Source organism: Cupriavidus sp. 2KB_3 (assembly GCF_052115685.1).
In the GTDB taxonomy this organism is placed as follows: Bacteria; Pseudomonadota; Gammaproteobacteria; order Burkholderiales; family Burkholderiaceae; genus Cupriavidus; species Cupriavidus campinensis.
Window position 1 is genome coordinate 160426 of sequence record NZ_JBFRHD010000012.1, and the last position, 24270, is coordinate 184695.

At 64.2% G+C, this 24270-nt stretch carries 22 protein-coding genes and 5 tRNA genes; 13 read left to right on the plus strand and 14 right to left on the minus strand.

Going from position 1 to position 24270, the window contains the following annotated elements; all coding sequences use genetic code 11:
• Nucleotides 1–365: 365 nt before the first annotated feature.
• Both AB4120_RS15055 and AB4120_RS15060 read left to right on the plus strand, forming a co-directional pair.
• Nucleotides 366–608: a DUF4224 domain-containing protein gene (locus AB4120_RS15055; protein WP_441642530.1), complete on the plus strand. Its 243-nt coding sequence runs from the start codon at nt 366–368 to the stop codon at nt 606–608.
• Nucleotides 609–627: 19 nt separating this feature from the next.
• Nucleotides 628–1731 carry a tyrosine-type recombinase/integrase gene (locus tag AB4120_RS15060; protein ID WP_441642531.1) on the plus strand — a complete coding sequence of 368 codons (1104 nt, stop codon included), beginning with the start codon at nt 628–630 and terminating at the stop codon, nt 1729–1731.
• A gap of 69 nt (nt 1732–1800) precedes the next feature.
• Here AB4120_RS15060 and AB4120_RS15065 read toward each other — a convergent pair.
• The 3 genes from AB4120_RS15065 to acs all read right to left on the minus strand — a co-directional run bounded on the left by AB4120_RS15065 (nt 1801) and on the right by acs (nt 6067).
• Nucleotides 1801–1891, minus strand: a tRNA-Ser gene (locus AB4120_RS15065).
• A 71-nt stretch (nt 1892–1962) separates the two neighbouring features.
• Nucleotides 1963–4014 (minus strand): VC_2705 family sodium/solute symporter, encoded by a 2052-nt coding sequence (locus AB4120_RS15070; protein WP_441642532.1) that lies wholly within the window; start codon nt 4012–4014, stop codon nt 1963–1965.
• Nucleotides 4015–4084: 70 nt separating this feature from the next.
• On the minus strand, nt 4085–6067 hold the full coding sequence (acs, locus tag AB4120_RS15075) for an acetate--CoA ligase (protein ID WP_144201896.1): 1983 nt from the start codon (nt 6065–6067) through the stop codon (nt 4085–4087).
• A gap of 291 nt (nt 6068–6358) precedes the next feature.
• Here acs and AB4120_RS15080 point away from each other — a divergent pair, with 291 nt between their 5' ends.
• The 3 genes from AB4120_RS15080 to murI all read left to right on the plus strand — a co-directional run bounded on the left by AB4120_RS15080 (nt 6359) and on the right by murI (nt 9432).
• Nucleotides 6359–6883: a TIGR00645 family protein gene (locus AB4120_RS15080; protein WP_149135601.1), complete on the plus strand. Its 525-nt coding sequence runs from the start codon at nt 6359–6361 to the stop codon at nt 6881–6883.
• Nucleotides 6884–7024: 141 nt separating this feature from the next.
• Nucleotides 7025–8548 carry a fumarate hydratase gene (locus tag AB4120_RS15085; RefSeq protein WP_149135600.1) on the plus strand — a complete coding sequence of 508 codons (1524 nt, stop codon included), beginning with the start codon at nt 7025–7027 and terminating at the stop codon, nt 8546–8548.
• Between the two features lie 74 nt (nt 8549–8622).
• Entirely contained in the window at nt 8623–9432 is an 810-nt protein-coding gene (gene murI, locus AB4120_RS15090; protein ID WP_441642533.1) for a glutamate racemase, read from the plus strand.
• A 19-nt stretch (nt 9433–9451) separates the two neighbouring features.
• On the opposite strand, the gene AB4120_RS15095 is transcribed toward murI, so the two are convergent.
• The gene (locus tag AB4120_RS15095; protein WP_149135598.1) at nt 9452–11752 is read right to left on the minus strand and encodes an AAA family ATPase; all 2301 of its coding nucleotides are present in this window, start codon (nt 11750–11752) and stop codon (nt 9452–9454) included.
• Nucleotides 11753–12209: 457 nt separating this feature from the next.
• On the opposite strand from AB4120_RS15095, the gene AB4120_RS15100 reads away from it, so the two are divergent.
• From AB4120_RS15100 to AB4120_RS15115, 4 genes are all read left to right on the plus strand, one after another.
• Nucleotides 12210–12857 (plus strand): energy transducer TonB, encoded by a 648-nt coding sequence (locus AB4120_RS15100; protein WP_441642534.1) that lies wholly within the window; start codon nt 12210–12212, stop codon nt 12855–12857.
• A 49-nt stretch (nt 12858–12906) separates the two neighbouring features.
• Nucleotides 12907–13638: a MotA/TolQ/ExbB proton channel family protein gene (locus AB4120_RS15105; RefSeq protein ID WP_149135597.1), complete on the plus strand. Its 732-nt coding sequence runs from the start codon at nt 12907–12909 to the stop codon at nt 13636–13638.
• 30 nt (nt 13639–13668) lie between these two features.
• Nucleotides 13669–14082, plus strand: a complete 414-nt coding sequence (locus AB4120_RS15110; RefSeq protein ID WP_149135596.1) for an ExbD/TolR family protein — start codon at nt 13669–13671, stop codon at nt 14080–14082.
• 226 nt (nt 14083–14308) lie between these two features.
• Complete coding sequence (locus AB4120_RS15115; RefSeq protein WP_149135595.1) at nt 14309–14635, plus strand: hemin uptake protein HemP; 327 nt, start codon at nt 14309–14311, stop codon at nt 14633–14635.
• Between the two features lie 201 nt (nt 14636–14836).
• Here AB4120_RS15115 and AB4120_RS15120 read toward each other — a convergent pair whose 3' ends face one another.
• From AB4120_RS15120 to AB4120_RS15130, 3 genes are all read right to left on the minus strand, one after another.
• The gene (locus AB4120_RS15120) at nt 14837–15244 is read right to left on the minus strand and encodes a heme-binding protein (protein ID WP_144201914.1); all 408 of its coding nucleotides are present in this window, start codon (nt 15242–15244) and stop codon (nt 14837–14839) included.
• Between the two features lie 185 nt (nt 15245–15429).
• Complete coding sequence (locus AB4120_RS15125; protein WP_149135594.1) at nt 15430–15660, minus strand: hypothetical protein; 231 nt, start codon at nt 15658–15660, stop codon at nt 15430–15432.
• Nucleotides 15661–15975: 315 nt separating this feature from the next.
• Nucleotides 15976–16305 carry a hypothetical protein gene (locus tag AB4120_RS15130; protein ID WP_441642535.1) on the minus strand — a complete coding sequence of 110 codons (330 nt, stop codon included), beginning with the start codon at nt 16303–16305 and terminating at the stop codon, nt 15976–15978.
• A 178-nt stretch (nt 16306–16483) separates the two neighbouring features.
• Here AB4120_RS15130 and AB4120_RS15135 point away from each other — a divergent pair.
• Nucleotides 16484–16570: transfer RNA gene (locus AB4120_RS15135), tRNA-Leu, on the plus strand.
• Between the two features lie 49 nt (nt 16571–16619).
• On the opposite strand, the gene AB4120_RS15140 is transcribed toward AB4120_RS15135, so the two are convergent.
• Entirely contained in the window at nt 16620–17702 is a 1083-nt protein-coding gene (locus tag AB4120_RS15140) for a YeiH family protein (protein WP_149135592.1), read from the minus strand.
• Between the two features lie 96 nt (nt 17703–17798).
• On the opposite strand from AB4120_RS15140, the gene AB4120_RS15145 reads away from it, so the two are divergent.
• Nucleotides 17799–18716, plus strand: coding sequence for a LysR family transcriptional regulator (locus AB4120_RS15145; protein ID WP_149135591.1), 918 nt, complete (start codon nt 17799–17801; stop codon nt 18714–18716).
• A gap of 91 nt (nt 18717–18807) precedes the next feature.
• On the opposite strand, the gene AB4120_RS15150 is transcribed toward AB4120_RS15145, so the two are convergent.
• The 5 genes from AB4120_RS15150 to uvrC all read right to left on the minus strand — a co-directional run bounded on the left by AB4120_RS15150 (nt 18808) and on the right by uvrC (nt 22130).
• Nucleotides 18808–18881 (minus strand) — tRNA-Cys (locus tag AB4120_RS15150).
• A 68-nt stretch (nt 18882–18949) separates the two neighbouring features.
• Nucleotides 18950–19025: transfer RNA gene (locus AB4120_RS15155), tRNA-Gly, on the minus strand.
• Between the two features lie 60 nt (nt 19026–19085).
• Nucleotides 19086–19161: transfer RNA gene (locus AB4120_RS15160), tRNA-Gly, on the minus strand.
• A gap of 188 nt (nt 19162–19349) precedes the next feature.
• Nucleotides 19350–19949 (minus strand): CDP-diacylglycerol--glycerol-3-phosphate 3-phosphatidyltransferase, encoded by a 600-nt coding sequence (gene pgsA, locus AB4120_RS15165; protein ID WP_144203656.1) that lies wholly within the window; start codon nt 19947–19949, stop codon nt 19350–19352.
• Between the two features lie 132 nt (nt 19950–20081).
• A complete protein-coding gene (gene uvrC / locus AB4120_RS15170; RefSeq protein WP_149137478.1) occupies nt 20082–22130 on the minus strand; it encodes an excinuclease ABC subunit UvrC in 2049 nt (682 codons plus the stop codon).
• Between the two features lie 108 nt (nt 22131–22238).
• On the opposite strand from uvrC, the gene earP reads away from it, so the two are divergent.
• Nucleotides 22239–23408: an elongation factor P maturation arginine rhamnosyltransferase EarP gene (gene earP / locus AB4120_RS15175; RefSeq protein ID WP_441642536.1), complete on the plus strand. Its 1170-nt coding sequence runs from the start codon at nt 22239–22241 to the stop codon at nt 23406–23408.
• Nucleotides 23409–23531: 123 nt separating this feature from the next.
• Nucleotides 23532–24092, plus strand: a complete 561-nt coding sequence (efp, locus tag AB4120_RS15180) for an elongation factor P (RefSeq protein WP_144203650.1) — start codon at nt 23532–23534, stop codon at nt 24090–24092.
• 64 nt (nt 24093–24156) lie between these two features.
• Here the strand turns inward: efp and AB4120_RS15185 are convergent.
• A partial coding sequence (locus tag AB4120_RS15185; RefSeq protein WP_441642540.1) for an IS3 family transposase occupies nt 24157–24270 on the minus strand: 114 nt, incomplete at its 5' end.

Genomic DNA, 24270 nt, shown 5'->3' on the forward strand with positions numbered 1-24270 from the left:
CCATTCTGTGGGCACGATAACGTCGATGTCTGTTATGAAGGTTCGAGCGATTGGTATGTGATGTGCGGAATGTGCATCGCTGATGGACCATCCGGATGATCAAAGATCAGGGCCATCGCCGCCTGGAACCGCCGCCCCACCCCGGAGCAATCGGGTGAGGCGAGGGATGCTCGGAGCATTGCGTCGTATCGGATATGGGCCATCCGCGAAGGCGTGGCCACGACGACGCTGGGCTACAAGATCTGGATCGCCGCTATCGACGCCGCCATGGATCGGTCGGCGCTGGGGCGGGAGGGGTAGCAGTTGGAAGCAGTGGCAGAACGGATCATTGAACTCACGCGGCGCGCGTGGTTTGGAGAGCAGAGATGAGCGCACAACAAGCGGAGCCGCTGGGCATGTTCCTGACTAGCGCGGAGTTGCGAGAGCTGACGCAGCGCGTGCAGTTCCGGGCCCAGGCGGTAGTCCTGAACACGCTGGGCGTCGCCTACAAGGTTCGCCCCGATGGCAGTATCATCGTCCTCCGCGCGCATGTGGAGCATTTGCTGGGCGGATCGGCGCCGAGCACGCGCCGGCACAGGGAATACGAGATCGACAGGAGCGCGATGTGACTGGTAAAGGAATGGCCTGATGCCGCGAGCGCGCAAGACTGAGAACAAGGGGCTCCCCACCCGCTGGCAGCTCTACCACGGCGCCTACTACTACCGCGTGCCGGTCGGCATGGAAGCCTATTGGGATGGCAAGAAGCGGTTCCGGCTGGGATCCACGCTGCCCGAGGCGTACCGGACATGGGCAGACCGCATCGGCACGCTCGACAAGGCTGCGACGGTCGGGCAACTGCTGGACCGGTATGCGCTCGAAGTCATCCCGACGAAGGCCGTCACGACCCAGGCGCAGAACCAGATCGCGGTGAACCGGCTGCGTGTGACATTCGGCACGTGGCCGCTGACCGCCATCGAGCCGCACCATATCTACACCTACGCCGACGCACGCACGAAGGAAGTCAAGCATCCGGACGGCAGCACGAAGCGGGTAAAGGCCCGCACGGCGGCACTACGCGAACTGGAGGTGCTGTCGCACGCCTACACCAAGGCGGTGCAGTGGGGCTACCTGAAGCGCCATCCGTTCGCCCGCGAGGTCCGTCTGGAAGGCGAGAAACCGCGCGACCGGTACGTGGAGGATTGGGAGATTGAAGCGTGCCTGTCGATCCCCTCACGGCGCAAGCGCGGCAGCGTGCTGGCCGCTCAGGCGTACATCCGACTCAAGCTGATCACCGGCATGGCTCGGGGCGATCTGCTGCGCCTGCGGGTGCCTGACTTCGCAGCGGATGGAATCGAGATCCAGCGGCACAAGACGGCCGGCAGCAGCGGCAAGAAGACGCTCTACCTGTGGACCGACGATCTGCGCGCTGCGGTAAAGGATGCGCTGACCGCGCGCCCCGTGGACATTTCTCCGTGGCTGTTCTGCAACCGAAGTGGCGAATGCTACCTCGACGAGGAAACGGGACGGGCTGGGGGATGGGATTCGCTGTGGCGCGGCTTCATGGAGCGCGTCATGGCCGAAACTGAGGTGTCGGAGCGCTTCACAGAGCACGACATCCGGGCTAAGGCCGCGAGCGATGCAGAGACGCTGGAGCACGCTCAGGCGCTGTTGTCGCACGCTGATCCGAGCACGACAAAGCGTATCTATCGCCGCAAGGCTGAGCGCGTGTTGCCGCTCAAAGCCAAGGGTTGAATGACACAAGGCCGGCTGAGTGTCACAGCGGTACTTCGCCGATCACCCGCAAAGCCTTATGTAGTAAGGTGGCGGAGAGAGGGGGATTCGAACCCCCGATAGGCTATTAACCTATACACGCTTTCCAGGCGTGCGACTTAAACCACTCATCCATCTCTCCGGGAAGTCGGCGATTATAGCAGAGCCGTTCGGGCTGTCCAGCCCCCTCCGGTGATGCGGACGTAACCCGCCCTAGCCTTTTCGCAGGTAATTGACGAGCCGGTCGATGACCGGGGCGTTCTTTGGCGTGACCAGGCTCACGAGGATGGCCACGGCAAACCCGGCCGGCACGCCGAAGGCGCCGGAGGCGATTGGGTCCACGCCGAACCAGCGGTTGCCGAAAATCCCTGTCATCTTCGTGAAGAACGGGTAGTTGACGAAGATGTAGTACACCGCCACGCCCAGGCCGGTGGCCATCCCCGCCACCGCCCCCGCCGCGGTGGTCCGTCGCCAGAAGATGGCCAGGACCAGTACCGGGAAGAAGCTCGATGCAGCCAGCGAGAAGGCCGCGCCCACCAGGAACAGGATGTTGCCGGGCCGCAGCGAGGTCACGTAGGAGGCGAACAGCGCCACTGCCAGCAGCACGATCTTAGCGGTCGTCACGCGGCGCTGGTGGCTCGCCTGGCGGTCGATCATGTGGTAGTAGACGTCGTGCGAGAGCGCGTTGGCAATCGTCAGCAATAACCCGTCCGCCGTGGACAGCGCCGCCGCCAGCGCACCGGCCGCCACCAGGCCCGAGATCACGTACGGCAGCCCGGCGATCTCGGGCGCCGCCAGCACGATCATGTCCGGCTGGATCAGGATTTCCGCCCACTGGACGATGCCATCGCCATTCACATCCCGGATGCCGAACACCGGCGGATCCACCTTGCGCCATTGCACCACCCACTGCGGCAACTCCGCGAACGGCGTGCCGACCAGATGCTGGAAGAACTCGGCCTTGACCAGCGCCGCCAGCGTGGGCGCCGACACATAGAGCAGCGCGATGCAGAACACGGCCCAGGCCACCGAATTGCGCGTTTCCCGGACCGACGGCGTGGTGTACAGCCGCGTCAGGATGTGCGGCAGGCTGGCCGTGCCGAGCATCAGGCAGAACACCAGCAGCACGAAGTTGAGCCGCTTGGTCTTCCGCTCCGCCTCGGACGCCGCCGGGTAGGGCTCGGTCGATGGCGTGGCGGCATGGCTGCGCGCCAGCGCCTCCTCCCGCATCTGGCTCCACTGCTGCTGGGCGTCGGCCACATCCACGGGAAAGGCCAGCCGCTCGCGCTCCACACTCTTGATCTCGCGCAATGGCGCGTTGCGCGTGCGCAGCTCCTGGAGGCGGTCATCCAGCACGTGCCGTTCTTCGTCGAATGACTGCGGCAGCCGCGCGATGCGCTCCTGCAACATCACCGCCTGCTGGCGGAACAGCTCCCGCACCTGCCGCTCGGCCGGATCGCGCTCGAGCCGCCGCTCGGCCTGCTCGATCTGACCCAGCAGCGAGCCATAGCTGACCTGCGGCAGCGCGTCGCGATGATGCTTCCACGCAATCATCGACACGGTTAGCAGGAACGCCACAATCAGCATGATGTACTGCGCCACCTGGGTCCACGTGACCGCGCGCATGCCGCCCAGGAACGAGCAGACCAGGATGCCGGCCAGCCCGAAGAACACCCCCACGGCAAACTCCACGCCGATAAAGCGCGTGACGATCAACCCCACGCCCTGAATCTGCGCCACCAGATAGACGAACGAGCACAGCGAGGCCGCGAGCACCGCAATCGCCCGCACCGGCAGGTTGCCGCCCGGCTTGCCGTTGCCGTAGCGCGCCGCGAGGAAGTCCGGGATCGTATATCCGCCATATTTGCGCAGATACGGCGCCAGCAGGAATGCCACCAGGCAATAGCCGCCGGTCCAGCCCATCACATAGGCCAGCCCCTCATAGCCGGAGGCAAACAGGATGCCCGCCAGGCCGATGAACGACGCCGCGCTCATCCAGTCCGCGGCGATGGCCATGCCATTGAACAGCGCCGGCACCCGTCGCCCCGCCACGTAATACTCGTTGAGATCCGAGGTGCGGCAGATCAGGCCGATGCAGGCATAGATCGCAATGGTGACGAACAGGAATACATAGCCGAGCCACAGCGCGTCGGCGTTGGAATGCTCGAGCAACCCCATCATGCCGATGAAGCCAAACAGCCCGAGCGTGAACAGACCGTAGTAGAGCAACAGCCGGCGCCGGAAGCGCGACTGGGCATCAGCCATGGGCGAACTCAAGAAAATGCCGGCACGCGGCCGGCATCGGATGGGAGGAAACCCGCACGGGCGGGGGCGCTTATTGCGCTTGCTTCAGTTGATCGAGGATGGCCGGATTCTCGAGCGTGGACGTATCCTGCGTGATTTCCTCGTTCTTGGCCAGCGAACGCAGCAGCCGGCGCATGATCTTGCCCGAACGGGTCTTCGGCAGGTTATCGCCAAAGCGGATGTCCTTGGGCTTCGCAATCGGTCCAATCTCCTTGCCGACCCAGTTGCGCAGCTCCGTGGCGATCTTCACTGCCTCGTCGCCGGTCGGGCGCGAGCGCTTGAGCACGACGAAGGCGCAGATCGCCTCGCCCGTCATGTCATCCGGGCGGCCGACCACGGCGGCCTCGGCCACCAGCGGGTTCGCCACCAGCGCCGATTCGATCTCCATCGTGCCCATGCGGTGGCCCGACACGTTCAGCACGTCGTCGATCCGGCCCATGATCGTAAAGTAGCCAGTTTCCTTGTCGCGGATCGAGCCATCGCCAGCCAGATACAGCTTGCCGCCCAGTTCCTCGGGGAAATAGCTCTTCTTGAAGCGCTCCGGGTCGCCCCAGATCGTGCGGATCATCGATGGCCACGGACGCTTGACGACCAGGATGCCACCACTGCCATTCGGCACGTCCTGTCCGGTTTCATCGACGATGGCCGCCATGATGCCCGGCAGCGGCAGCGTGCACGAGCCCGGCACCAACGGCGTGGCACCCGGCAGCGGCGTGATCATGTGACCGCCGGTCTCGGTTTGCCAGAAGGTATCGACCACCGGGCAACGCTCGCCGCCGATGTGCTTGTAGTACCACATCCACGCTTCCGGGTTGATCGGCTCGCCCACCGTGCCCAGCAGGCGCAGGCTGGAGAGGTCGTACTGCTTCGGGTGGATCTTCTCGTCGGCCTCGGCGGCCTTGATCAGCGAACGGATCGCCGTCGGCGCCGTGTAGAAGATGCTGACCTTGTGGCGCTGGATCATGTCCCAGAAACGGCCGGCGTTCGGGAAGGTCGGCACGCCCTCGAACACCACCTGCGTGGCGCCGGCCGCCAGCGGGCCGTAGGCAATATAGGTGTGGCCGGTAACCCAGCCGATGTCGGCGGTACACCAGAACAGGTCGTCCGGCTTGATGTCGAAGGTCCAGCGCATCGTCATCAGCGCCCACAGCAGGTAGCCGCCCGTGCTGTGCTGCACGCCCTTCGGCTTGCCAGTCGATCCCGACGTGTAGAGCACGAACAGCGGATGCTCGGCATCCACCGGTTCGGCGGCGCAGGCGTCGGGCTGGCCGGCGGAGACGTCTTCCATCCAGCGGTCGCGGCCTTCGGTCCAGGCCACCTTGCCGCCGGTGCGGCGATAGACCACCACGTGCTTGACAGCCTCGCAGCCGCCCAGCGCCAGGGCTTCGTCGGCGATGGCCTTGAGCGGCAGCGCCTTGCCGCCGCGCATCTGTTCGTCGGCGGTGATCAGCGCCACGGCGCCCACGTCAACCAGCCTTTCCTGCAGCGATTTGGCCGAAAATCCGCCGAACACCACCGAATGGGTGGCGCCGATGCGCGCGCACGCCTGCATGGCGACCACGCCTTCCACTGACATCGGCATGTAGATGACCACGCGGTCGCCCTTCTTGATGCCGAGCGCCTTGAGACCATTCGCAAAACGGCTGACCTTGGCCAGCAGTTCCTTGTAGCTGACGCGGCTCACGGTGCCGTCGTCCGCCTCGAAGACGATGGCGATCTTGTCGCCGAGTCCTTGCTCGATATTCCGTTCCAGGCAGTTGTACGAGGCATTGAGCTGGCCGTCCTCGAACCACTTGTAGAACGGCGCGCTGCTTTCGTCGAGCACCTTGGTGAACGGCTTGTCCCAATGCAGCAGTTCGCGGGCGTGGCGCGCCCAGAAACCCTCGTAGTCGCGCTCGGCCTCGTCGCACAGGGCCTGGTAGGCCGCCATGCTGGGAATGGCCGCCGTCTTGGCGAACGACTCAGGGGGTTGGAAAACGCGATGCTCCTGCATCACCGATTCGATGGCCGACATGGCTTGTCTCCTGTTTGACTTAGGACTGCTTGCTTTTGGCTGGAAGGTACGCCCGGCGGCTTACTTAAACCTGACGGAACACCATGCGCGATGGCGCAGGGGTGCTGCAATGCAGCAAATCAGATCGGAGGGAGCGGGGGCGCAAACTGGCCACAAGTGCAGCCGGCTCTACTAGGCTAGCACCGGCACGCCACGCAGCGCAAACCTGTCATCCGGACCGTGGGACGCACAAGGTACAATCAGCCCCGCCTTTGATTGTCTGATGACATTTTCCTCACGTCTGCGCACCCCATGTCATACACCCCGCTCCGCCCCATCCCCCGCATCATCTTCGCTTCGCGCTGGCTCCAGCTGCCGCTTTACCTCGGCCTGATCGTCGCGCAGGGCGTCTACGTCTATCACTTCCTGGTCGAGGTCTGGCACCTGCTGTCCCATGTCACCACCTTCGACGAGACCAAGATCATGCTGGTGGTACTCGGCCTGATCGACGTGGTGATGATCTCCAACCTGCTGATCATGGTGATCGTGGGCGGCTACGAGACCTTCGTCTCGCGCCTGGGCATCGACAACCACCCCGACGAACCCGAGTGGCTCGACCACGTCAATGCCGGCGTGCTGAAGGTGAAGCTGTCGATGGCGCTGATCGGCATTTCGTCGATCCACCTGCTAAAGACCTTCATCGACGCCGAACAGCGCTCTCCCCACACCATCATGTGGCAGGTGATCATCCACGTGGCCTTCCTGGCCTCGGCGCTGGCCATGGCCTGGGTGGACCGCATGGTGTCCCAACCGCACGTGCCGCAGCAGTCGCACTGACGCCTCCCCTCACACCGGATGGCGCATCAGTCACTTCCGGTGCAGCTTTCCTGGTGTCGACGGCTGTATGCATTCCCGCAGCCGGCGCCGCCACGGTGTATCATCCCGGGCTGTGTTTCACCGCTGCCCTCCCCCACAAAAATGACCGTCATCAAGCAAGAAGACCTCATCCAGAGCGTCGCCGACTCGCTGCAGTACATCAGCTATTACCACCCGATGGACTACATCACCAGCCTGGGCCGTGCCTATGAGCTGGAGCAGAGTCCGGCCGCCAAGGATGCGATTGCGCAGATCCTGACCAACAGCCGCATGTGCGCCGAAGGCAAGCGTCCGCTGTGCCAGGACACCGGCATCGTCACGATCTTCGTCAAGGTGGGCATGGACGTGCGCTGGGATGGCGCCACGATGGGCCTGTCGGACATGATCAACGAAGGCGTGCGCCGCGGCTACACGCACCCGGACAACGTGCTGCGCGCGTCGATCGTGAGCCCGCCCGAAGGCGCCCGCAAGAACACCAAGGACAACACGCCGGCCGTGATCCACTACGAGGTCGTGCCGGGCAACACCGTGGACATCCAGGTCGCGGCCAAGGGCGGCGGCTCCGAGAACAAGTCGAAGTTCGTGATGCTGAACCCGTCCGATTCCATCGTCGACTGGGTACTGAAGACCGTGCCGACCATGGGCGCCGGCTGGTGCCCGCCCGGCATGCTGGGCATCGGCATCGGCGGCACGGCCGAGAAGGCCATGCTGATGGCCAAGGAATCGCTGATGGAGTCCATCGACATTCAGGACATCATCGCCCGCGGCCCGAAGGACTGGGTCGAGGAAATGCGCGTGGAACTGTACGAAAAGGTCAACGCGCTCGGCATTGGCGCGCAGGGCCTGGGCGGCCTGGCCACCGTGCTCGACGTCAAGATCATGGCCACCCCCACGCACGCGGCTTCCAAGCCCGTGGCGATGATCCCGAACTGCGCGGCCACGCGCCACGTGCATTTCACGCTGGACGGCAGCGGCCCGGCCAAGCTGGAAGCCCCGGACCTGTCGGCCTGGCCGCAGGTGGAATGGGCGCCGAACACCGAGACGTCGAAGCGCGTGGACCTGAACACGCTGACGCCCGAGGAAGTGGCTTCGTGGAAGCCCGGCCAGACGCTGCTGCTGAACGGCAAGATGCTGACCGGCCGCGACGCCGCGCACAAGCGCATCGCCGACATGCTGGCCAAGGGCGAATCGCTGCCGATCGACTTCACCAACCGCGTGATCTACTACGTCGGCCCGGTCGATCCGGTGCGTGACGAGGTGGTCGGCCCGGCCGGCCCCACCACGGCGACCCGCATGGACAAGTTCACCGAGACCATGCTGGCCCAGACCGGCCTGATCGCGATGATCGGCAAGGCCGAGCGCGGCCCGGTGGCGATCGAATCGATCCAGAAGCACAAGTCGGCCTACCTGATGGCCGTGGGTGGCGCGGCCTACCTGGTGTCGAAGGCGATTCGCGGCGCCAAGGTGCTGGCCTTCGAAGACCTCGGCATGGAAGCCATCTACGAGTTCGACGTCAAGGACATGCCCGTGACGGTGGCCGTGGACAGCTCGGGTACGTCGGTGCACAAGACCGGCCCCGCCGAGTGGCAAGCCAAGATCGGCAAGATTCCGGTCGCTGCGGCATAACCGGCCAGGGCTGCGGCCCTGCCGGCGTTCCCCCTCTATCTATATAGAGAGGGAACGCCACCCTCCTCCCTTCCGTGAATTCCTCTCCCATCGGCGTTTTCGATTCCGGCCTTGGCGGCCTTTCGGTGCTGCGCGAAATCCGCGCGCTGCTGCCGCATGAGTCGCTGCTCTACCTGGCCGACTCGCGCTACGCGCCGTATGGCGAAAAGCCCGAGCGCTTCGTCGAGGCGCGCGCGCTGCAAGTCTGCGAATGGCTGGTGGCACAGGGCTGCAAGGCGCTCGTCATTGCCTGCAATACGGCGACGATGCATGCCGTTCAAACCCTGCGCGATACGTTGCCGCTACCGATCATCGGTGTGGAACCCGGCCTGAAACCGGCCGCGGCGGCCAGCCGCAGCAAGGTGGTGGGCGTGCTCGCCACGGCCAACACGCTGCGCAGCGCCAAATTCAATAGATTGTTGACGTCGCTGGAAGGCGAAAGCCGCTATCTGTGCGCGGCGGGCCTTGACCTCGTCGCCCGCATCGAACAAGGCGATGTGTCCGGCCCCGAGGTACGTGCGCGGCTCGAGACCCTGCTGACCCCCATGCTGGACGCCGGCGCCGACACTCTCGTGCTCGGCTGCACGCACTATCCGTTTCTCTCCGACACCATCCGCGCGATGGTCGGCAACCGCCTGGCGCTGGTGGACACCGGCGGCGCCATCGCCCGGCAACTGGCGCGCAAGCTCGCCGAACACAATCTCGCCTCCGCGCCCGATGCGGTGCCGCAAGACCGCTATGCGTCTACGCGCGACGCCGCGCACCTGCGCGCAATGGCCGCGACGCTGCTGAACGTGGATACCCTCGCAGAAACCGTAGTGATCGAGCCGGCCCCGCCGCTCTGATACCAGCGGCGCCTGCCGGCTATTGGAAGAACCCCAGCGGCTTGTGATGCCGCACCTCGGGCTTGATCGCGTGTTCCTGTCGTAATTGCGCCAGAAACTCGTCAGGCGTCAGCGCTTCGCCCAGCACCACGGACTGCCGCTTGACCGTGGCGAAATCGCCCGGCGTCAGGCAATCCATCGAATCGAGTTCGTGCCGGATCGTCTCGGTCATGCGCGCGGGATCGCCTTCTAGTGCCTCATCCACGAACATCGTCACGCGTTGCTGCGGCTTGAGCGACAGGAAACGGATCTTGAACGAGAACCGGCGCAGCGCCGCTTCGTCGATCCGGTCGAACAGATTGGTTGTGCAGAGGAAGATGCCGTTGAAGCGCTCCATGCCCTGGAGCATCTCGTTGACTTCCGACACCTCGTAGTTGCGCACTGCCTGTTGGCGGCTCTGCATGAAACTGTCGGCTTCATCGAGCAACAGCACCGCCCCGTCCTCTTCTGCGCGCGCGAACATCGCGGCGATCTGCTGTTCCGTCTCGCCGACGTACTTGCTCATCAGGTCGGACGCGCGCCGGATCATCAGCGGCAGGTCCAGCTCCGCCGCGATGTGTTCGGCCAGCGCCGTCTTGCCGGTGCCCGGCGGCCCATAGAAGCACAGCGTGCCGCGCTGGCGCGCGCCAAGCGCCTGGACGATCTTCTCCACCGCGTAGCGCGATTCGATATTGAGGTTGTCGAGCCGGTAGCGCGTGACCACTGGCCGCGCCTCGGCCTCGGGGCGCAGCCCCATCGCGCGGTCGGCGTGCTCGAGCTGGCGCAGGATCAGCCCCTCCACGGGTTCGTCGACGTCGCTGCGCGCCAGCTCCACGAAGCGCGCCGCCGATTGCACTTGCGCCGGTGTCAGCGTCTTGCGCGCGGCCAGCGTGGCGATAAAGGCATCGCTGACATCGAGCCCGCCCAGATGCTTGCGGATGATGTTCTCGCGCACCAGAGGTGGCGGAATCTTTAATTCCAGGTGGAACTGGAAGCGCCGCAGGTACGCGGGATCGATCTGGCGGATCGAATTCGAGATCCAGATCACCGGCACCGGATTCTGTTCGAGCGTCTGGTTGACCCACGCCTTGCCGTTGACCGAGCCGCGCGTATCCTCCTGCCCGAACAGGCTCATCAGCTCGCGCGCGCTGCCCGGAAACACGTCTTCCACCTCATCGAACAACAAGGCCGTACGCGGCCGACCGCGCAGGAAAGCCTGCGAGACCTGCAGGGAGCGATAGCGGTCCTTGCCGGAGAGCGAATTGCCGTCGCGGTCGAAGCAATCGACCTCGTAGAGTTCGCAGTCCGCCTCGCGCGCCAGCAGCCGCGCGAACTCGGTCTTGCCAGTGCCCGGCGGACCATAGATCAGCACGTTCACGCCAGCGGCGTTCTGGCGTGTGGCGTTGCCGAGCAGCGCGGACAGGTAGCGCGCATCGGTCTCCACATGCGGATAGTCGCTCGTGCCCAGCGTCGGCGGCGCGGCGGGCCGCGTGAACACGGCCATCATCTCCGCCTCGCAGGCGTAGTTGCCGAGCAGCACGTGCAGCAGGCGGTCGGACAGGCGCATCAGGTCGCCAAGGTCTGTCACGCTGTTTTCGGGCAGCGGCTGCTCGATCAGGTTCAGGGTCTCGAGCCGCGAGCCGGGACGTAGTGAAACAGCGATATCGGCGGGGCTGGCGCCGGTCAGGCCGGCCAGGATCTGGAACGCCTCCTGGCTGTGCGCGACCTTGCAATCGACCATGACCGCGCGCAGGTCGCGCTTGTACTTCGCCAGCGCGGCATAGAGGAGCAGCTTGCGTTCATGCTCGGGCAGGTTGAGCACATGGCTGAGCATGTCGATGTTGCGCACCAGCAGCACGCGCTCGCCATTGAGCCGGGAGGCAATCGCGGCGGCCGACGCATCGAACACGGCGAACATGTCCTTGGCGTGATGCTTCACGTACTCATCGAGATAGTAAAACAGCGCACTTTCGTCGAAGGCGCTGTTCCATTGACCATGCCGCTCGAGAAACTCTTCGGGGGTCAGCCGCGAAGCGCCTTTCCACGCGGGCATGTCCGCGCAGCGTGCAGACAGGAAGCGCTGCACGCGCAGCACCACGCCATAGGGCCAGACCATTTCCTGGGCGCTGACCGTCAGCACATCGTTGATATTGCTGCGCAGGTTGAAGCGCGGGCCCAGCGCGCAGACCACGCGCAGCGCAAACTGGGCGCACATCCAGTCCAGAGCCGAGGTTCCCGCCACGCCGGGCGCGGCACGCAGGAGCGTCGAGCGGTCGTCTTCAGCAAAACGGGTGAAGTCCATGGCCATTCCCTTCGCTTGGGCTGGCGGCGTCCGGACCGCGGGGGCGCCACCTGCACCAGGCTGCCGATGTTTGTCACGCTGTTATCACGCTGCTTTCTTCCATCCTAGCGCGGTTTACCGCCAATGGGGCATTGCCGACACCCCGCCCACGCGCGGGCGCCCACGCAGCCACCTCGCACAACGGGATATCGTAAATCGACGATTGCATTGCACAATGCGCAACAAATAAGAATCATTATCGTTTATACTGTGCCGCTACGCTGCCCAAGAGTGGCGCTCCCCAGCAACCCCGTTTCACGGTTTTCCCCGGTTCACGTGGCTGTACATCAGGAGCGTTATCATGGAATTGCTATTGAGCCTGCTGGTCGGATGTGGCATCTCGCTAATCCTGTTCTATCGCAAGTGAGCGAGTACAGAAGCGCGCCGCCTGCCCATTACGAATACCCTGTCGTATCTCATGTTCGATCAACGTTTCCTCAAGATCACTGTTGCTGTCCTGCTGTTTCACGTCGGGCTGCTTTACCTGATCCAGAGTGGCCTGGGGCGCAAGCTGACCGAAGCGGTCATCGCGCCCGAGATCATCGCCCGTATCATCCCGATGGAGCCGCCCCAGCAGCCTCCGGCGCCGGAGCCGCCCAAGCCGCAACCCCAGACGCCACCTAAGCAGGTGAAGGTGGTGACGCCGCGCCCGACGCCGCCAAAGCCGCAGCCGACCCCGGAGCCCGTGGCCTCGCTGCCGCCCTCGCCGACGGCCATCGAGGCCCCGCCGGCACCCCCGGCGCCTGCCGAGGCGCCCTCGCCGCCCGCGCCGGCCAATACCGCGCCGCGCGCCGTCGGCCTCGGCGAGATCGCCTGTTCGCCGCCGCAAGTGACCTATCCATCGCAGTCACGTCGAATGGGGGAAACTGGCAAGGCCGTCGTGCGTCTGACTACCGATGAGTCCGGCCGCGTGGTCAAGACTGCGGTGGTCACGTCGAGCGGTTCGAGCCGACTCGATCAGGCCGCGGTGGATGCCGTGCAGCGCATGCGTTGCAAACCGTATTTGGACAATGGCCGCGCCGTGGCCGTAACCGCCCAGCAGCCGATCAACTTCGAGCTGAACTGATTTCTCGGAATATTCCGATCTTTCACAAACACTGACACCAGGAACCACCATGCAGGACCTCGGACTCTCCCACCTCTGGTCGCAAGGCGACTTCGTCATGCGAGCGACCGCCATCATTCTGCTCGTTATGTCGCTGTTGTCGTGGATCGTGATCCTCACCAAGGCGTGGGATCTGGTTCGCCTCAAGAAGATGGCGAATGGCGCGGAAAAGCGCTTCTGGCACTCGGATGACTTCGACCATGCGCTGGAAACGCTCGGCGCAAGCGATGCCAACCCGTTCCGTACGCTGGCCGTGACCGGCAAGGAAGCGGCGCAGCACCACCGCGCCAGCCAGCCGCAACTGCACGACCAGCTCGACATCTCCGACTGGCTGACCCGCTCGCTGAAGAGCTCGATCGACGAAGCCGTGTCGCGCATGCAGTCGGGCCTGGCGGTGCTGGCCTCGGTGGGCTCCACCGCGCCGTTCGTCGGCCTGTTCGGCACGGTGTGGGGTATCTACCATGCGCTGATCGGCATTGGCGCCTCGGGCGTGCCGACCATCGACAAGGTGGCCGGCCCCGTGGGCGAAGCCCTGATCATGACCGCCTTCGGCCTCGCCGTGGCCATCCCGGCGGTGCTCGGCTACAACGCGCTGAGCCGTGGCAACAAGGGCGTCATCAGCAAGCTGAACCGCTTCGCGCACGACCTGCACGCCTACTTCGTGACCGGCGCCCGCGTGCGTCCGAGCTCCTCCGTCCGCCAGGCCGACGACGCCTCGGTGCGGCTGGCCGTCAAGAACTAAGCGCGACTCTCGCGCCAGAAGGAACGCATCATGGCATTCGGCACGCTCGACGGTGACGATGACGAGGTGATGAGCGAGATCAACATGACGCCGCTGGTCGACGTCATGCTGGTGCTGCTGATCATCTTCATCATCACGATTCCCGTCATCAACCACGCGGTGAAGATCGATCTGCCGCGCGCGACGAACCAACCGAACGACACCAAGCCACAGAACATCAACGTCTCGATCGACGCGCAGGGCAAGGTATTCTGGAACCAGCAGGAAGTGGACCCGGCCGCGCTGGATCAGCGCATCGCGGAAGCCGCGCAACAGCAGCCGCAACCTGAGCTGCACCTGCGCGCGGACCGCGAGGTCCGCTACGAGCGCGTGGCCGAAGTCATGGCTGCCGCGCAGCGCGGCGGGCTCGGCAAGATCGGCTTCATCACGGAACCGAAGCACTGATCTTCCGCGCCTAGAACACGAAGGGCACCCTCACGGGGTGCCCTTTTTGTTTGGGTCACAGCAGGTTTCGATGTTGCGATTCCCTGCCCATTCGTGACTGCCTTCGCACAGGTGTAACGGTTAGTGAAGATCACTTGTAATGATAACAATTCTCATTTATTATCCTTTCCATCGTAACGAACCACGCATCGCTTCCCCTACGTGAAGCGCTTCCACGGAGAAGACCATGAGCACAATCAGCCTGCCGATGTCGCAACCGCGTGAAGTCACGCGTCGCCGCCTGTCCCTGCGACGTGTCGAGGTTGTCTCGCAGGCGCGCCGCGAGCCATCGACGGCATCGTCGGCCATCGAGACCGTAAAGTCGGCAGTGGCCGGCCTGCCCGCCCGCCTGGAAGCGCTGATGCGCACCGATGCACCGGCCGCAGGCACGACCGCGCAAGCCGTCCCGCTGGACGCCATCATGCGCGGCGCCACGACGCTGCCGATCCTGCATAACGGCGACGTGTACACGCTGCGCGTGACGCGCTACGGCAAGCTGATCCTGACCAAATAATCGACAGTCTTTTGTGGGGACCACCCCGTCAAGGGGTGTTGGGCAGTAGCCAGACGATCGGAAACCGCTGACAGGGAAGACATCCAAACCCCTTGCCTGTCAGGCCGATGCCAGCCATGCCGCCTTTTTATACCACCCCGCAGGCATTGCGCCTGCGGGGCTTTTGCATTTGGCGGATTCGCAGTGCGATCCGCCGTGCAATCAGACGCCAAGCGCGGCGATGCCGGCGCGCGCGATCTGCGCGTCCTCGGTCGACTTCACGCCCGACACGCCAACTGCGCCAACAACCTGGTTGTTCACGACGATAGGCACGCCACCTTCGAGCATGCCCTGCAGGTGCGGCGCAGTCATGAACGAGTAGCGGCCGTTGTTGATCATGTCTTCGTAGATCTTCGACTCACGACGACCCATCGCAGCCGTGCGGGCCTTTTCCGTGGCGATGTAGGCCGAGATCGGGGCCACGCCATCCAGGCGCAGCGAGCCGAGCGGATGGCCACCGTCGTCGACGACCACAATCGTGACGGCCCAGTTGTTGGCCTTGGCTTCGACCTCGGCGGCCGCCAGCAACTTCTTCACGTCATCGGCCGTCAGTACGGTTTTTTGCTGCATACCTCTCTCCATTCTGTTCATCAGTGTGAGGCCGCAGTATATCGCGCCGCCCGGGGCAACAATGGCGATATGGCCGGTACAAGGACTTTTGACTTGACGACTAGCGCACAGCCCTTGCCGAGCACCTCCAAAAGAAAATGCCCGCAGGCTGCGGGCATTTTCTGAATCTGGTTGAGACGCGCCGTTCAGGCACCGTCGCTGAAAGAACTGCGGGGGTCGGTCACGCGCGCGCCGTCAGTGTAGACATCGCGCGTATCGTTGGCGCGGGCACCGTCGGTGTAGGCATCGCGTTGATCGGTCACGCGCTGGCCACCGCTGTAGACGTCGAACTTGGCCGGCGCGGCAAAGGCCGATACCGACAGCACGGAAAGCGCGCCGAGGGCGGCGACGGCAGCGATACGTTGCTTGATCTTCATGAGAATCCCCTTATTGGTGTTAGTCGCGGGCGTCGCGCCATCAGGCGAATGCTTGTGGAAGCGGCGTCACCCATGGAGTTTAGGGGAAAACCCTAGGATCGAAGTCCAGTCGCATTGAGCGGATGCATCAAATTCTTTGAGCGATAAAAATTGCCGGGAACTCCCCTGCGCTATCGTCCACCATCGATTGGTGAAAAATACCGGCGAGGCGCCAGGCGTTTGTCACGCAGGAATAGAAAAGCCCCATGAAGGGGCTCTTTACCGACGATCGCCTTTCAACGACCTTCCTGAACCATTACCGCCGCGATATACGCCTTAGTCGCGCCAGTGACCATGGCCCCGACCGTGGCCGTGACCACGGTAATGGTCGCCGCGATATCCCGGCGGGCCGTAGTAGTAGCGCGGACCCGGGTAGTAGCGGGGACCATAGTAGACCGGCGCCGGGCGCACCACGACGGGCGGCGGCCCATAGTAAACCGGAGCCGGCGGCGCGTAGTACACCGGTGGGGGCGGTGCATAGTAGGCGGGTCCACCCACCACCACACCCGGAACGCCAATCGCCACGTCCACGTTCACGCGTGCCATTGCAGCGCCAGACGCCAGCGCGGCGGCCACACCGAATGCTGCGAACAACCAACGTTTCATGATCGTGCCTCTTTGAGTTAGGTCAAGCTGATACCCCGTATTGTAGGGGTTCGCGATTTTCGAGGTGAAACGGCGGGTTCTACATTGTTACCGGCGGTAACAGGGACGTCACATGGCGAAGTGACCCGTGTTGGCTTGCTTCCTGGGGACGAAGCCACCACAATACCGGGCTTGCCGTGCGGCCGTGGAGAAATTGGTAGACTCAGCAGACTTAAAATCTGCCGCTCATACGGGCTTACGGGTTCGAGTCCCGTCGGCCGCACCAGCGCGCTTCACGTCGCGCTACATCGCCCCAAGTAGCGCTCAGATGGCGCTCAGACGAGCCACGCGCACAGCAGCGCGCCGACCACCATCAGAAACACAAACAGCACGGCTGCAAGCGCTAGCGGCTTGCGTCCTGCGCGTAGCAGATCGCCGATTCGGGTATGGAGTCCGATGGCCAGCATCGCGCAAGCCAGCAGCCAGTTGTCGAGGGCGACCAGACCCGGCTTCCACTCACCCGGCACCATGCCTGCCGAATTCAGCGCCATCACCGCGACGAAACCCAGCGCAAACCACGGCACGGACTTCAGCAGCCCCCGCCAGTTGCGACGACCACCGGCCGCTTCGCCACCGCTTGCACGCGGCCAGAGCGCCATGATCAGCAGCAACGGACCCAGCGCCAGCACGCGGACCATCTTGGCCACCACGGCGGCATCGGCGGTGGCATCGCTCACCATCTTGCCGGAGGCGATGACCTGCGCCACTTCATGCAGCGTGGCACCCGTAAAAATACCAAACGCGCGCTCCGTCACGGGGAGGTGCCAGTGCTGCGTCGCCAGTTCGTAGAGCCACGGATAGAGCAGCATGCCGACCGTGCCGAACAGCACCACCGTGGCCACGGCCACGGCCGTCTGCTTGTCATCGGTACGCACCACGGACGAGACCGCGATAGCCGCCGCCGCGCCGCATACCGCGCTGCCCGCGCTGACCAGGATGGCCTCGCGCCGGCTCAGGCCAAAAAACGACGACCCCACCCATGTGCCAAAGAGAAGCGTGGCCACCAGCATCACGAGCGGTACCACGACACCGCCAAGGCCCAGTGCGGCGATGGCCCCGAACGTCAGCCGCAGGCCATATAGCGCCACACCCAGCCGCAGCAGATGATGACGCGCGAACTGCATGCCCGGCGCCAGGGGCGTAAGCCAATGCTTGGGCATCGTATTGGCCGCGACCATGCCGGCACACATGGCCAGCGTCAACGCGGACAACCCGTATTGCGACACGGCCGGATGGTCGGCCAGCACCAGGGCCAGCCCAGCAATGGCGCCCAGCGGCAGCAAGGTAACGAGACGGATACGCCACAGGGTGAAACCCGTTGGGGCGAGTGCGAGGGGAGTGGCTGGGGTTATGGACATGGCAATCTTCTAGGGATTGCGTGAAGCGTACCCACGCCGCCTTGACCAGTAAAACGGGTAATATCGTTATGACTTACCGCAATTATCGATAACACCATGGACCAGCGCCCGCTCCGCCTTACCCTGCGCCAGTTGCAGGTCTTCGTGGCCGTGGCCCAGCATGGGAGCACCACGGCCGCCGCTGAGTCGCTCGCGATGTCTCAATCGGCGGTCAGCGCATCGCTGGCAGAACTGGAACGTGCGCTGAACGGCCCATTATTCGACCGCGTGGCGCGCCGCCTGAGCATCAACGAAACCGGGCGGCAATTCTTCCCGCGCGCGTTGTCGCTGCTCGACCAGGCGCACGAACTCGAGCGATTTGCCTCGGAGGGTGGCGTGCAACTGCGCATCGCAGCGAGCAACACCATCGGCAGCTATATTCTCCCTGCCCTGCTGGCCGGGTTCCGCAATGCGCAGACCGGGCCGTGCGAGCTGGACATGCGTATCGGCAATACGCAGGACGTGCTGCATGCACTCCTCAAATTCGAGGCCGATATCGGCCTGATCGAAGGTACCTGCCACGAGCGTGACTTACGCAGCATGCACTGGTGCGACGACGAGATGGTGGTGATCGTGGGGCCGGCGCATCCGCTGGCGATGGCCGCCGATCAGCCCGAGTTGCTGCACGACATGCTGCGCGATGCCGACTGGATCGTGCGCGAGCCGGGCTCGGGCACACGCGAGATCATCGAATCCCGCCTCGTGCCCGCCTTGGGGACGCTGCGCTTTGCGCTGGAGCTGGGCAACACCGAAGCCATCAAGCGCGCCGTGATGAGCGGATTTGGCGTCAGCTGCCTGTCACTGCATGTCGTCGGCGATGAAATCGCTCGCGGCGCGCTGGTGCCGCTGCGCGCCGGCCTGCCGCGCGTGATCCGGCCACTGCAGCTTGTCGTGCATCGGGACAAATTCCCGACCCAAGGGCTGCTCGCCTTCACCGAATATCTGCGCGGCGCGGCACCCGCGCTGTGCGCCTGAGCCGCGATGCCAGCGCTAGAGAAACGCAAGAACGCCAGAACGCAAAACGGCGCCACAATGGGCGCCGTTGGCTTGGAACGTCTGTAAAACTTGGAGGCGGAGGTCGGAATCGAACCGGCGTACACGGCTTTGCAGGCCGCTGCATAACCACTCTGCCACCCCGCCAGGTGACGATGCAGGATTGTACGACAATCCTGCCAAACAAAAAGGGAAGCCACGCTTCCCTTTGGGATTGGAGCGGGAGACGAGTCTCGAACTCGCGACCTCAACCTTGGCAAGGTTGCGCTCTACCAACTGAGCTACTCCCGCTTACAACTTTCTGCTACTTACTGCCAGCCCGACGATGATGCCGTCGAACCTTACTTAACCTGGAGCGGGAGACGAGTCTCGAACTCGCGACCTCAACCTTGGCAAGGTTGCGCTCTACCAACTGAGCTACTCCCGCAGGGCCCTGCATCTTACAGAAAAGCAGACTATCGCGCAACTTCTTTTAAACACGCAGCTTTGTGCTGGCATTTCGCGCTAAGTACTGCTTATCTTGCTGCTTTCGTCTTTCGTCGTCAGCAGCGAGAACGAGATTATTGCAAAGACCGAACCCGTGCGTCAAGGACTTTTTTGCGGAAAGCTTCACTTTTACTTCTGCGCGCCCGCACCGCCCGTAACGTTGCTGCGCTCGCGGATCTGCGGCCACGCCAGCTTCATGTAATAGAACATCGACCACAGCGTAAGCACGGCTGCCAGGTAGATCATCCAGCCGCCGAGCAGCGACGCATCGATGCCAAACAGCGAATCGTTGAACAGCAGCAGCGGAATCGCAATCATCTGCACCGTGGTCTTCAGCTTGCCGAGGAAATTCACGGCCACGCTCTTGGAGGCGCCAATCTGCGCCATCCATTCGCGCAGCGCGGAAATCGTGATTTCACGGCCGATGATGACCAGCGCGATCAGGTCCGCCACGCGGCCCAGCGCCAGCAGGGACAGCAGTGCCGCGGTCACCATGAGCTTGTCGGCCACCGGGTCGAGGAACGCGCCGAACGAGGAGGTCTGGTTCCAGCGGCGCGCCAGGAAGCCATCCAGCCAGTCCGTTGCCGCTGCGATGACGAAGAACGCCGCCGCGGTCACGTTCTTGGTATGCATCGGCAACCAGGTTTCGGGCAGGTAATAGACCCCGACCACGAGAGGGATCATGGCCACGCGAAGCCAGGTCAGCAGGATGGGAATATTCAGGGGCATGGGCGGAGCGTTGAAAAAGGAACGGGCCGATCCGGCGATGGTCTGGAAGGCGAATGCCGCGATTGTCGCCGATTTCCAGCCGAACCCGCCAGTTTCGGGCTCAAATCGCTGACAACGGGTTGGGCGGCCCGGTCAATGCAACTGGCGGTAGATCTCCTCGGCCAGCGTGCGCGAGATGCCCTCCACGCTGGCAAGTTCGTCGATACTGGCGGCCATGACGCCGCGCAGGCCGCCGAAACGCGTCAGCAGTTTCTGCCGCCGGCGCGCGCCCACGCCCTCGATTTCCTCCAGCCGCGACGTGTTGCGCGCCTTGGCGCGCCGCGCCCGCATGCCGGTAATGGCAAAGCGATGCGCTTCATCGCGGATCTGGGCCACCAGCATCAGTGCCGCGCTGCCCTGCCCCAGCTCCAGCGACGGACGGCCATCGGCAAAGACCAGCGTCTCCAGCCCCACCTTGCGGCCTTCGCCCTTGGCCACGCCGACCAGCAGGCCGATATCGAGTCCAAGCTCCTCGAACACCTGCCGCGCCACCTCGACCTGCCCCTTGCCGCCGTCAATCAGCACCACGCGCGGCATGCGCGGCACCCCATCCGGGTTGCCTTCTCCGCCCAACTCGCCGCCATCCTCCTGGATCTGCTCCACCAGCTTCTGGTATCGGCGGGTGAGCACCTGGCGCATGGCCGCGTAGTCGTCGCCGGGGGTGATGTCCTGGATGTTGTAGCGCCGATATTCGCTGTTCTGCATTTCGTGGTGATGGAACACCACGCAGGATGCCTGCGTAGCCTCGCCCGCCGTGTGGCTGATGTCGAAGCATTCAATGCGGAGCATCGCCAGGTCTTCCATGTCCAGGCCGATGGTCTCGGCCAGCGCACGCGTGCGCGCCTCCTGGCTGCCCTGCTCCGCCAGCCGGCGCGCCAACGCCAGCGCCGCGCCCTGCGTAGCCATCTCAAGCCAGATCTTGCGCTGGCCTTGCGGCTGCCGCACCAGTGCGATCTTGCGGCCGGCCTGCATCGACAGGGCCTCCACCAGCGCGGCGTCCGCCGGCAGATGGCTCACCACGATGATCGGCGGCGGCGCCTGATCGAGATAGTGCTGGACCATGAAGGCCGACAGCACGCGGGCCGCAATGCGGTCCACGGACAGCGGCCCGGCTTCCGGCACCGCCTGCTCGCCACCATCAGCCTCCCCGGCATCGTCGCCATCTTCGACGATCATCGCCGCTTCGTCCGCATGCGCAGGAAAATACGCCTTGTCACCAAGGTGACGGCCGCCGCGCACCATCGCCAGATTCACGCATGCACGACCACCCTGCACCGCCACGGACAGGATGTCGATATCACGCGCCTGCCCCACCTCCTCCACGGCCTGCCGCTTGAGCACCGTGGAGAGCGCGGCGATCTGGTCGCGCACGGCAGCGGCCTGCTCGAAGCGCAGCTGCACCGCGTGCTCCTCCATCTTGACCTGGAGGCCGTCGAGCACCTCGGTCTCGCGGCCCTGGAGGAAGCGCGCGGCGTTATGCACGTCGCGCGCGTAGTCTTCCTCGCTGATCGCTTTCACGCACGGCGCCGTGCAGCGATGGATCTGATGCAGCAGGCACGGGCGGGTGCGGTTGTTGAACACCGTATCCTCGCAGGTGCGCAGCTGGAACACCTTCTGCAGGATCTGCATGCTTTCGCGCACGGCGTAAGCGCTCGGGAACGGGCCGAAGTACTGGTGTTTGCGATCCGTCGCGCCCCGGTAATAGGCCATGCGCGGGAACTTGTGGCCGGTCAGCTTGAGAAATGGATAAGACTTGTCGTCGCGGAACAGGATGTTGTAGCGCGGGGCGAGTGCCTTGATGAGATTGTTCTCAAGCAGCAGCGCCTCGGCCTCGGTCCGCACCACGGTGGTGTCGATGCGCGCAATCTTACCCACCATCATGGCGATGCGTGGCGACAGCTGGGTCTTGTTGAAGTAGCTCGAGACACGCTTTTTCAGGTCGCGCGCCTTGCCCACGTAGAGCACATTGCCGTCCGCATCGAAATAGCGGTAGACGCCCGGCAGGCCGGGCAGCCGCGCCAGGATCGGGCGGGGATCGAAGGCCTGGATCTCGGCGGGGGCCTCGGCCGGGAGATCCTCACGGACCTCGGCCGGTGCATTGATCGAAGCGTCGTTCGGGGAAACCGGTTCCTGCTCGGGCATCGGGGAAGAAGAAAGTTTGGGCGGCAAGGCGCGCGCGGGCCGGCCTCGCTCTAGAATCGCAAGTTTAGAGCAAATCTTCCGCGTGCCCTCGCGGAACGGGACGCCGCCATGCCCATTCAATCCTGCGACATCTTCTGCACGGTCGTCGACAACTTCGGCGATATCGGCGTTTGCTGGCGCCTGGCGCGCCAACTCTCACAGGAGCACGGCCTCGCGGTGCGGCTCTGGGTAGACGACCTGGGCAGCTTTGCGCGGCTGGCGCCCGAGATCGACCCGACGCGTGCCTGCCAGCACCTGGGCGGCGTGGAAGTGCGCCGCTGGGACGCCTCCCCCGGGGCACCGTTCGAGCCGCTGCCGCCGCACGATCTCGTCATCGAGGCGTTCGCCTGCCACCTTCCCGAGTCCTTCCTGGCCGCGATGGCCGCCGCGCCGCGCCCGCCGGTATGGATCAACCTGGAATACCTGAGCGCCGAGGCGTGGGTCAGCGAGCACCATGCGCTGTCCTCGCCCCATCCGAAGCTCCCGCTGGTGAAATACTTCTTCTTTCCCGGCTTCGCGCACGGCACCGGCGGGTTGCTGCGGGAGTCGATGCTGGGGGCCCAGCGCGAGGCCTTCCTGTCCAGCCGTGCCGCGCAATCCACCCTCTGGTATCGGCTCGGCACGCGCCCCTTGCCGGACGCCCTGCGCGTAAGCCTGTTCGCCTACACGAACCCCGCCCTGCCGGCCCTGCTCGCCCAATGGCGCGACGGCGCCACGCCTGTGCAGTGCCTGGTGCCGCAAGGCCCGGCGGCGCAGCAGGCGGTTGCATGGTTCGGCGCGCCGGCGGTGCAGGCGGTCGCCGGCACATCGCTGACGCAAGGTAGCCTGGCCCTCCAGGTGATTCCGTTCGTGCGGCAGGAAAACTACGACGAACTGCTCTGGGCCTGCGACGTGAACTTCGTGCGCGGCGAGGATTCCTGCGTGCGCGCACATTGGGCGGCGCGGCCCATGGTCTGGCATATCTACCCGCAGGACGACGTGGCGCACCATGTGAAGCTCGACGCCTGGCTCGAGCGCTTCAGCCGCTGCGGCGTGCCGCCGGAGGCCGCGCAGGCCATGACCGCCTTCTGTCATGCCTGGAATGGCTATGGCGCCACCCCGCACGCGCCCGACTGGGCGCAGTTTCACGCACAACTGCCTGCACTCGCCACAGCCATGGATCGCTGGCAGCGGCAGTTGCAGCACTTGGGCGACCTCGCGGCAAATCTGGTGGCTTTTTGCGAAAATCGGGTAAAATAGCGGGTTGATTTTGATGATGGCGAGCCAAAAAGAGCAACTGCCGGCCGCGCGCCTTCGCCATACCGCATACCGCGAATCGGGGTCATGAGCGCCCCGGACACTTTTTTCAGGAAAACAGTTCAGATGAAGATCGCACAGGAACTCCGCGTCGGCAACGTGTTCATGATCGGTTCCGACCCGATGGTCGTGCAAAAGGCCGAGTACAACAAGTCGGGCCGTAACGCCGCCGTCGTCAAGATGAAGTACAAGAACCTGCTGACGGACGCCCCGGGCGAGTCGGTGTTCAAGGCCGACGACAAGTTCGAAGTGGTGATGCTCGATCGCCGCGAATGCACCTACTCGTACTTCGCCGACCCGATGTACGTGTTCATGGACACGGACTACAACCAGTTCGAAGTCGAGAAGGACAGCATGGGTGACGCGCTGAACTACCTCGAAGACGGCATGAACGTGGAAGTGGTGTTCTACAACGAGAAGGCCATCTCGGTGGAAATGCCGACCACGCTGGTCCGCGAGATCATCTACACGGAACCGGCCGTCAAGGGCGACACGTCGTCGGGCAAGGTGCTCAAGGGCGCCAAGATCAACACCGGGTTCGAACTGCAAGTACCGCTGTTCTGCAACATCGGTGACAAGATCGAAATCGACACGCGTACCGGCGAGTACCGCAGCCGCGCCAACTAACGCGTCGCCGCGAGACAGCAAAAAGGGCAGCTTTGAACTGACCCCCTAAAGTTGGACGGGTAAGTTAGGCCGCGGCCAAGGGCTGGGTCCTGTATTGCACAGGACTCAGCCCTTTTAGCTTGAGCTTGATGCGGTCGTGATTGTAGTACCGGATGTATTCGGCTATGCCACGACGCAA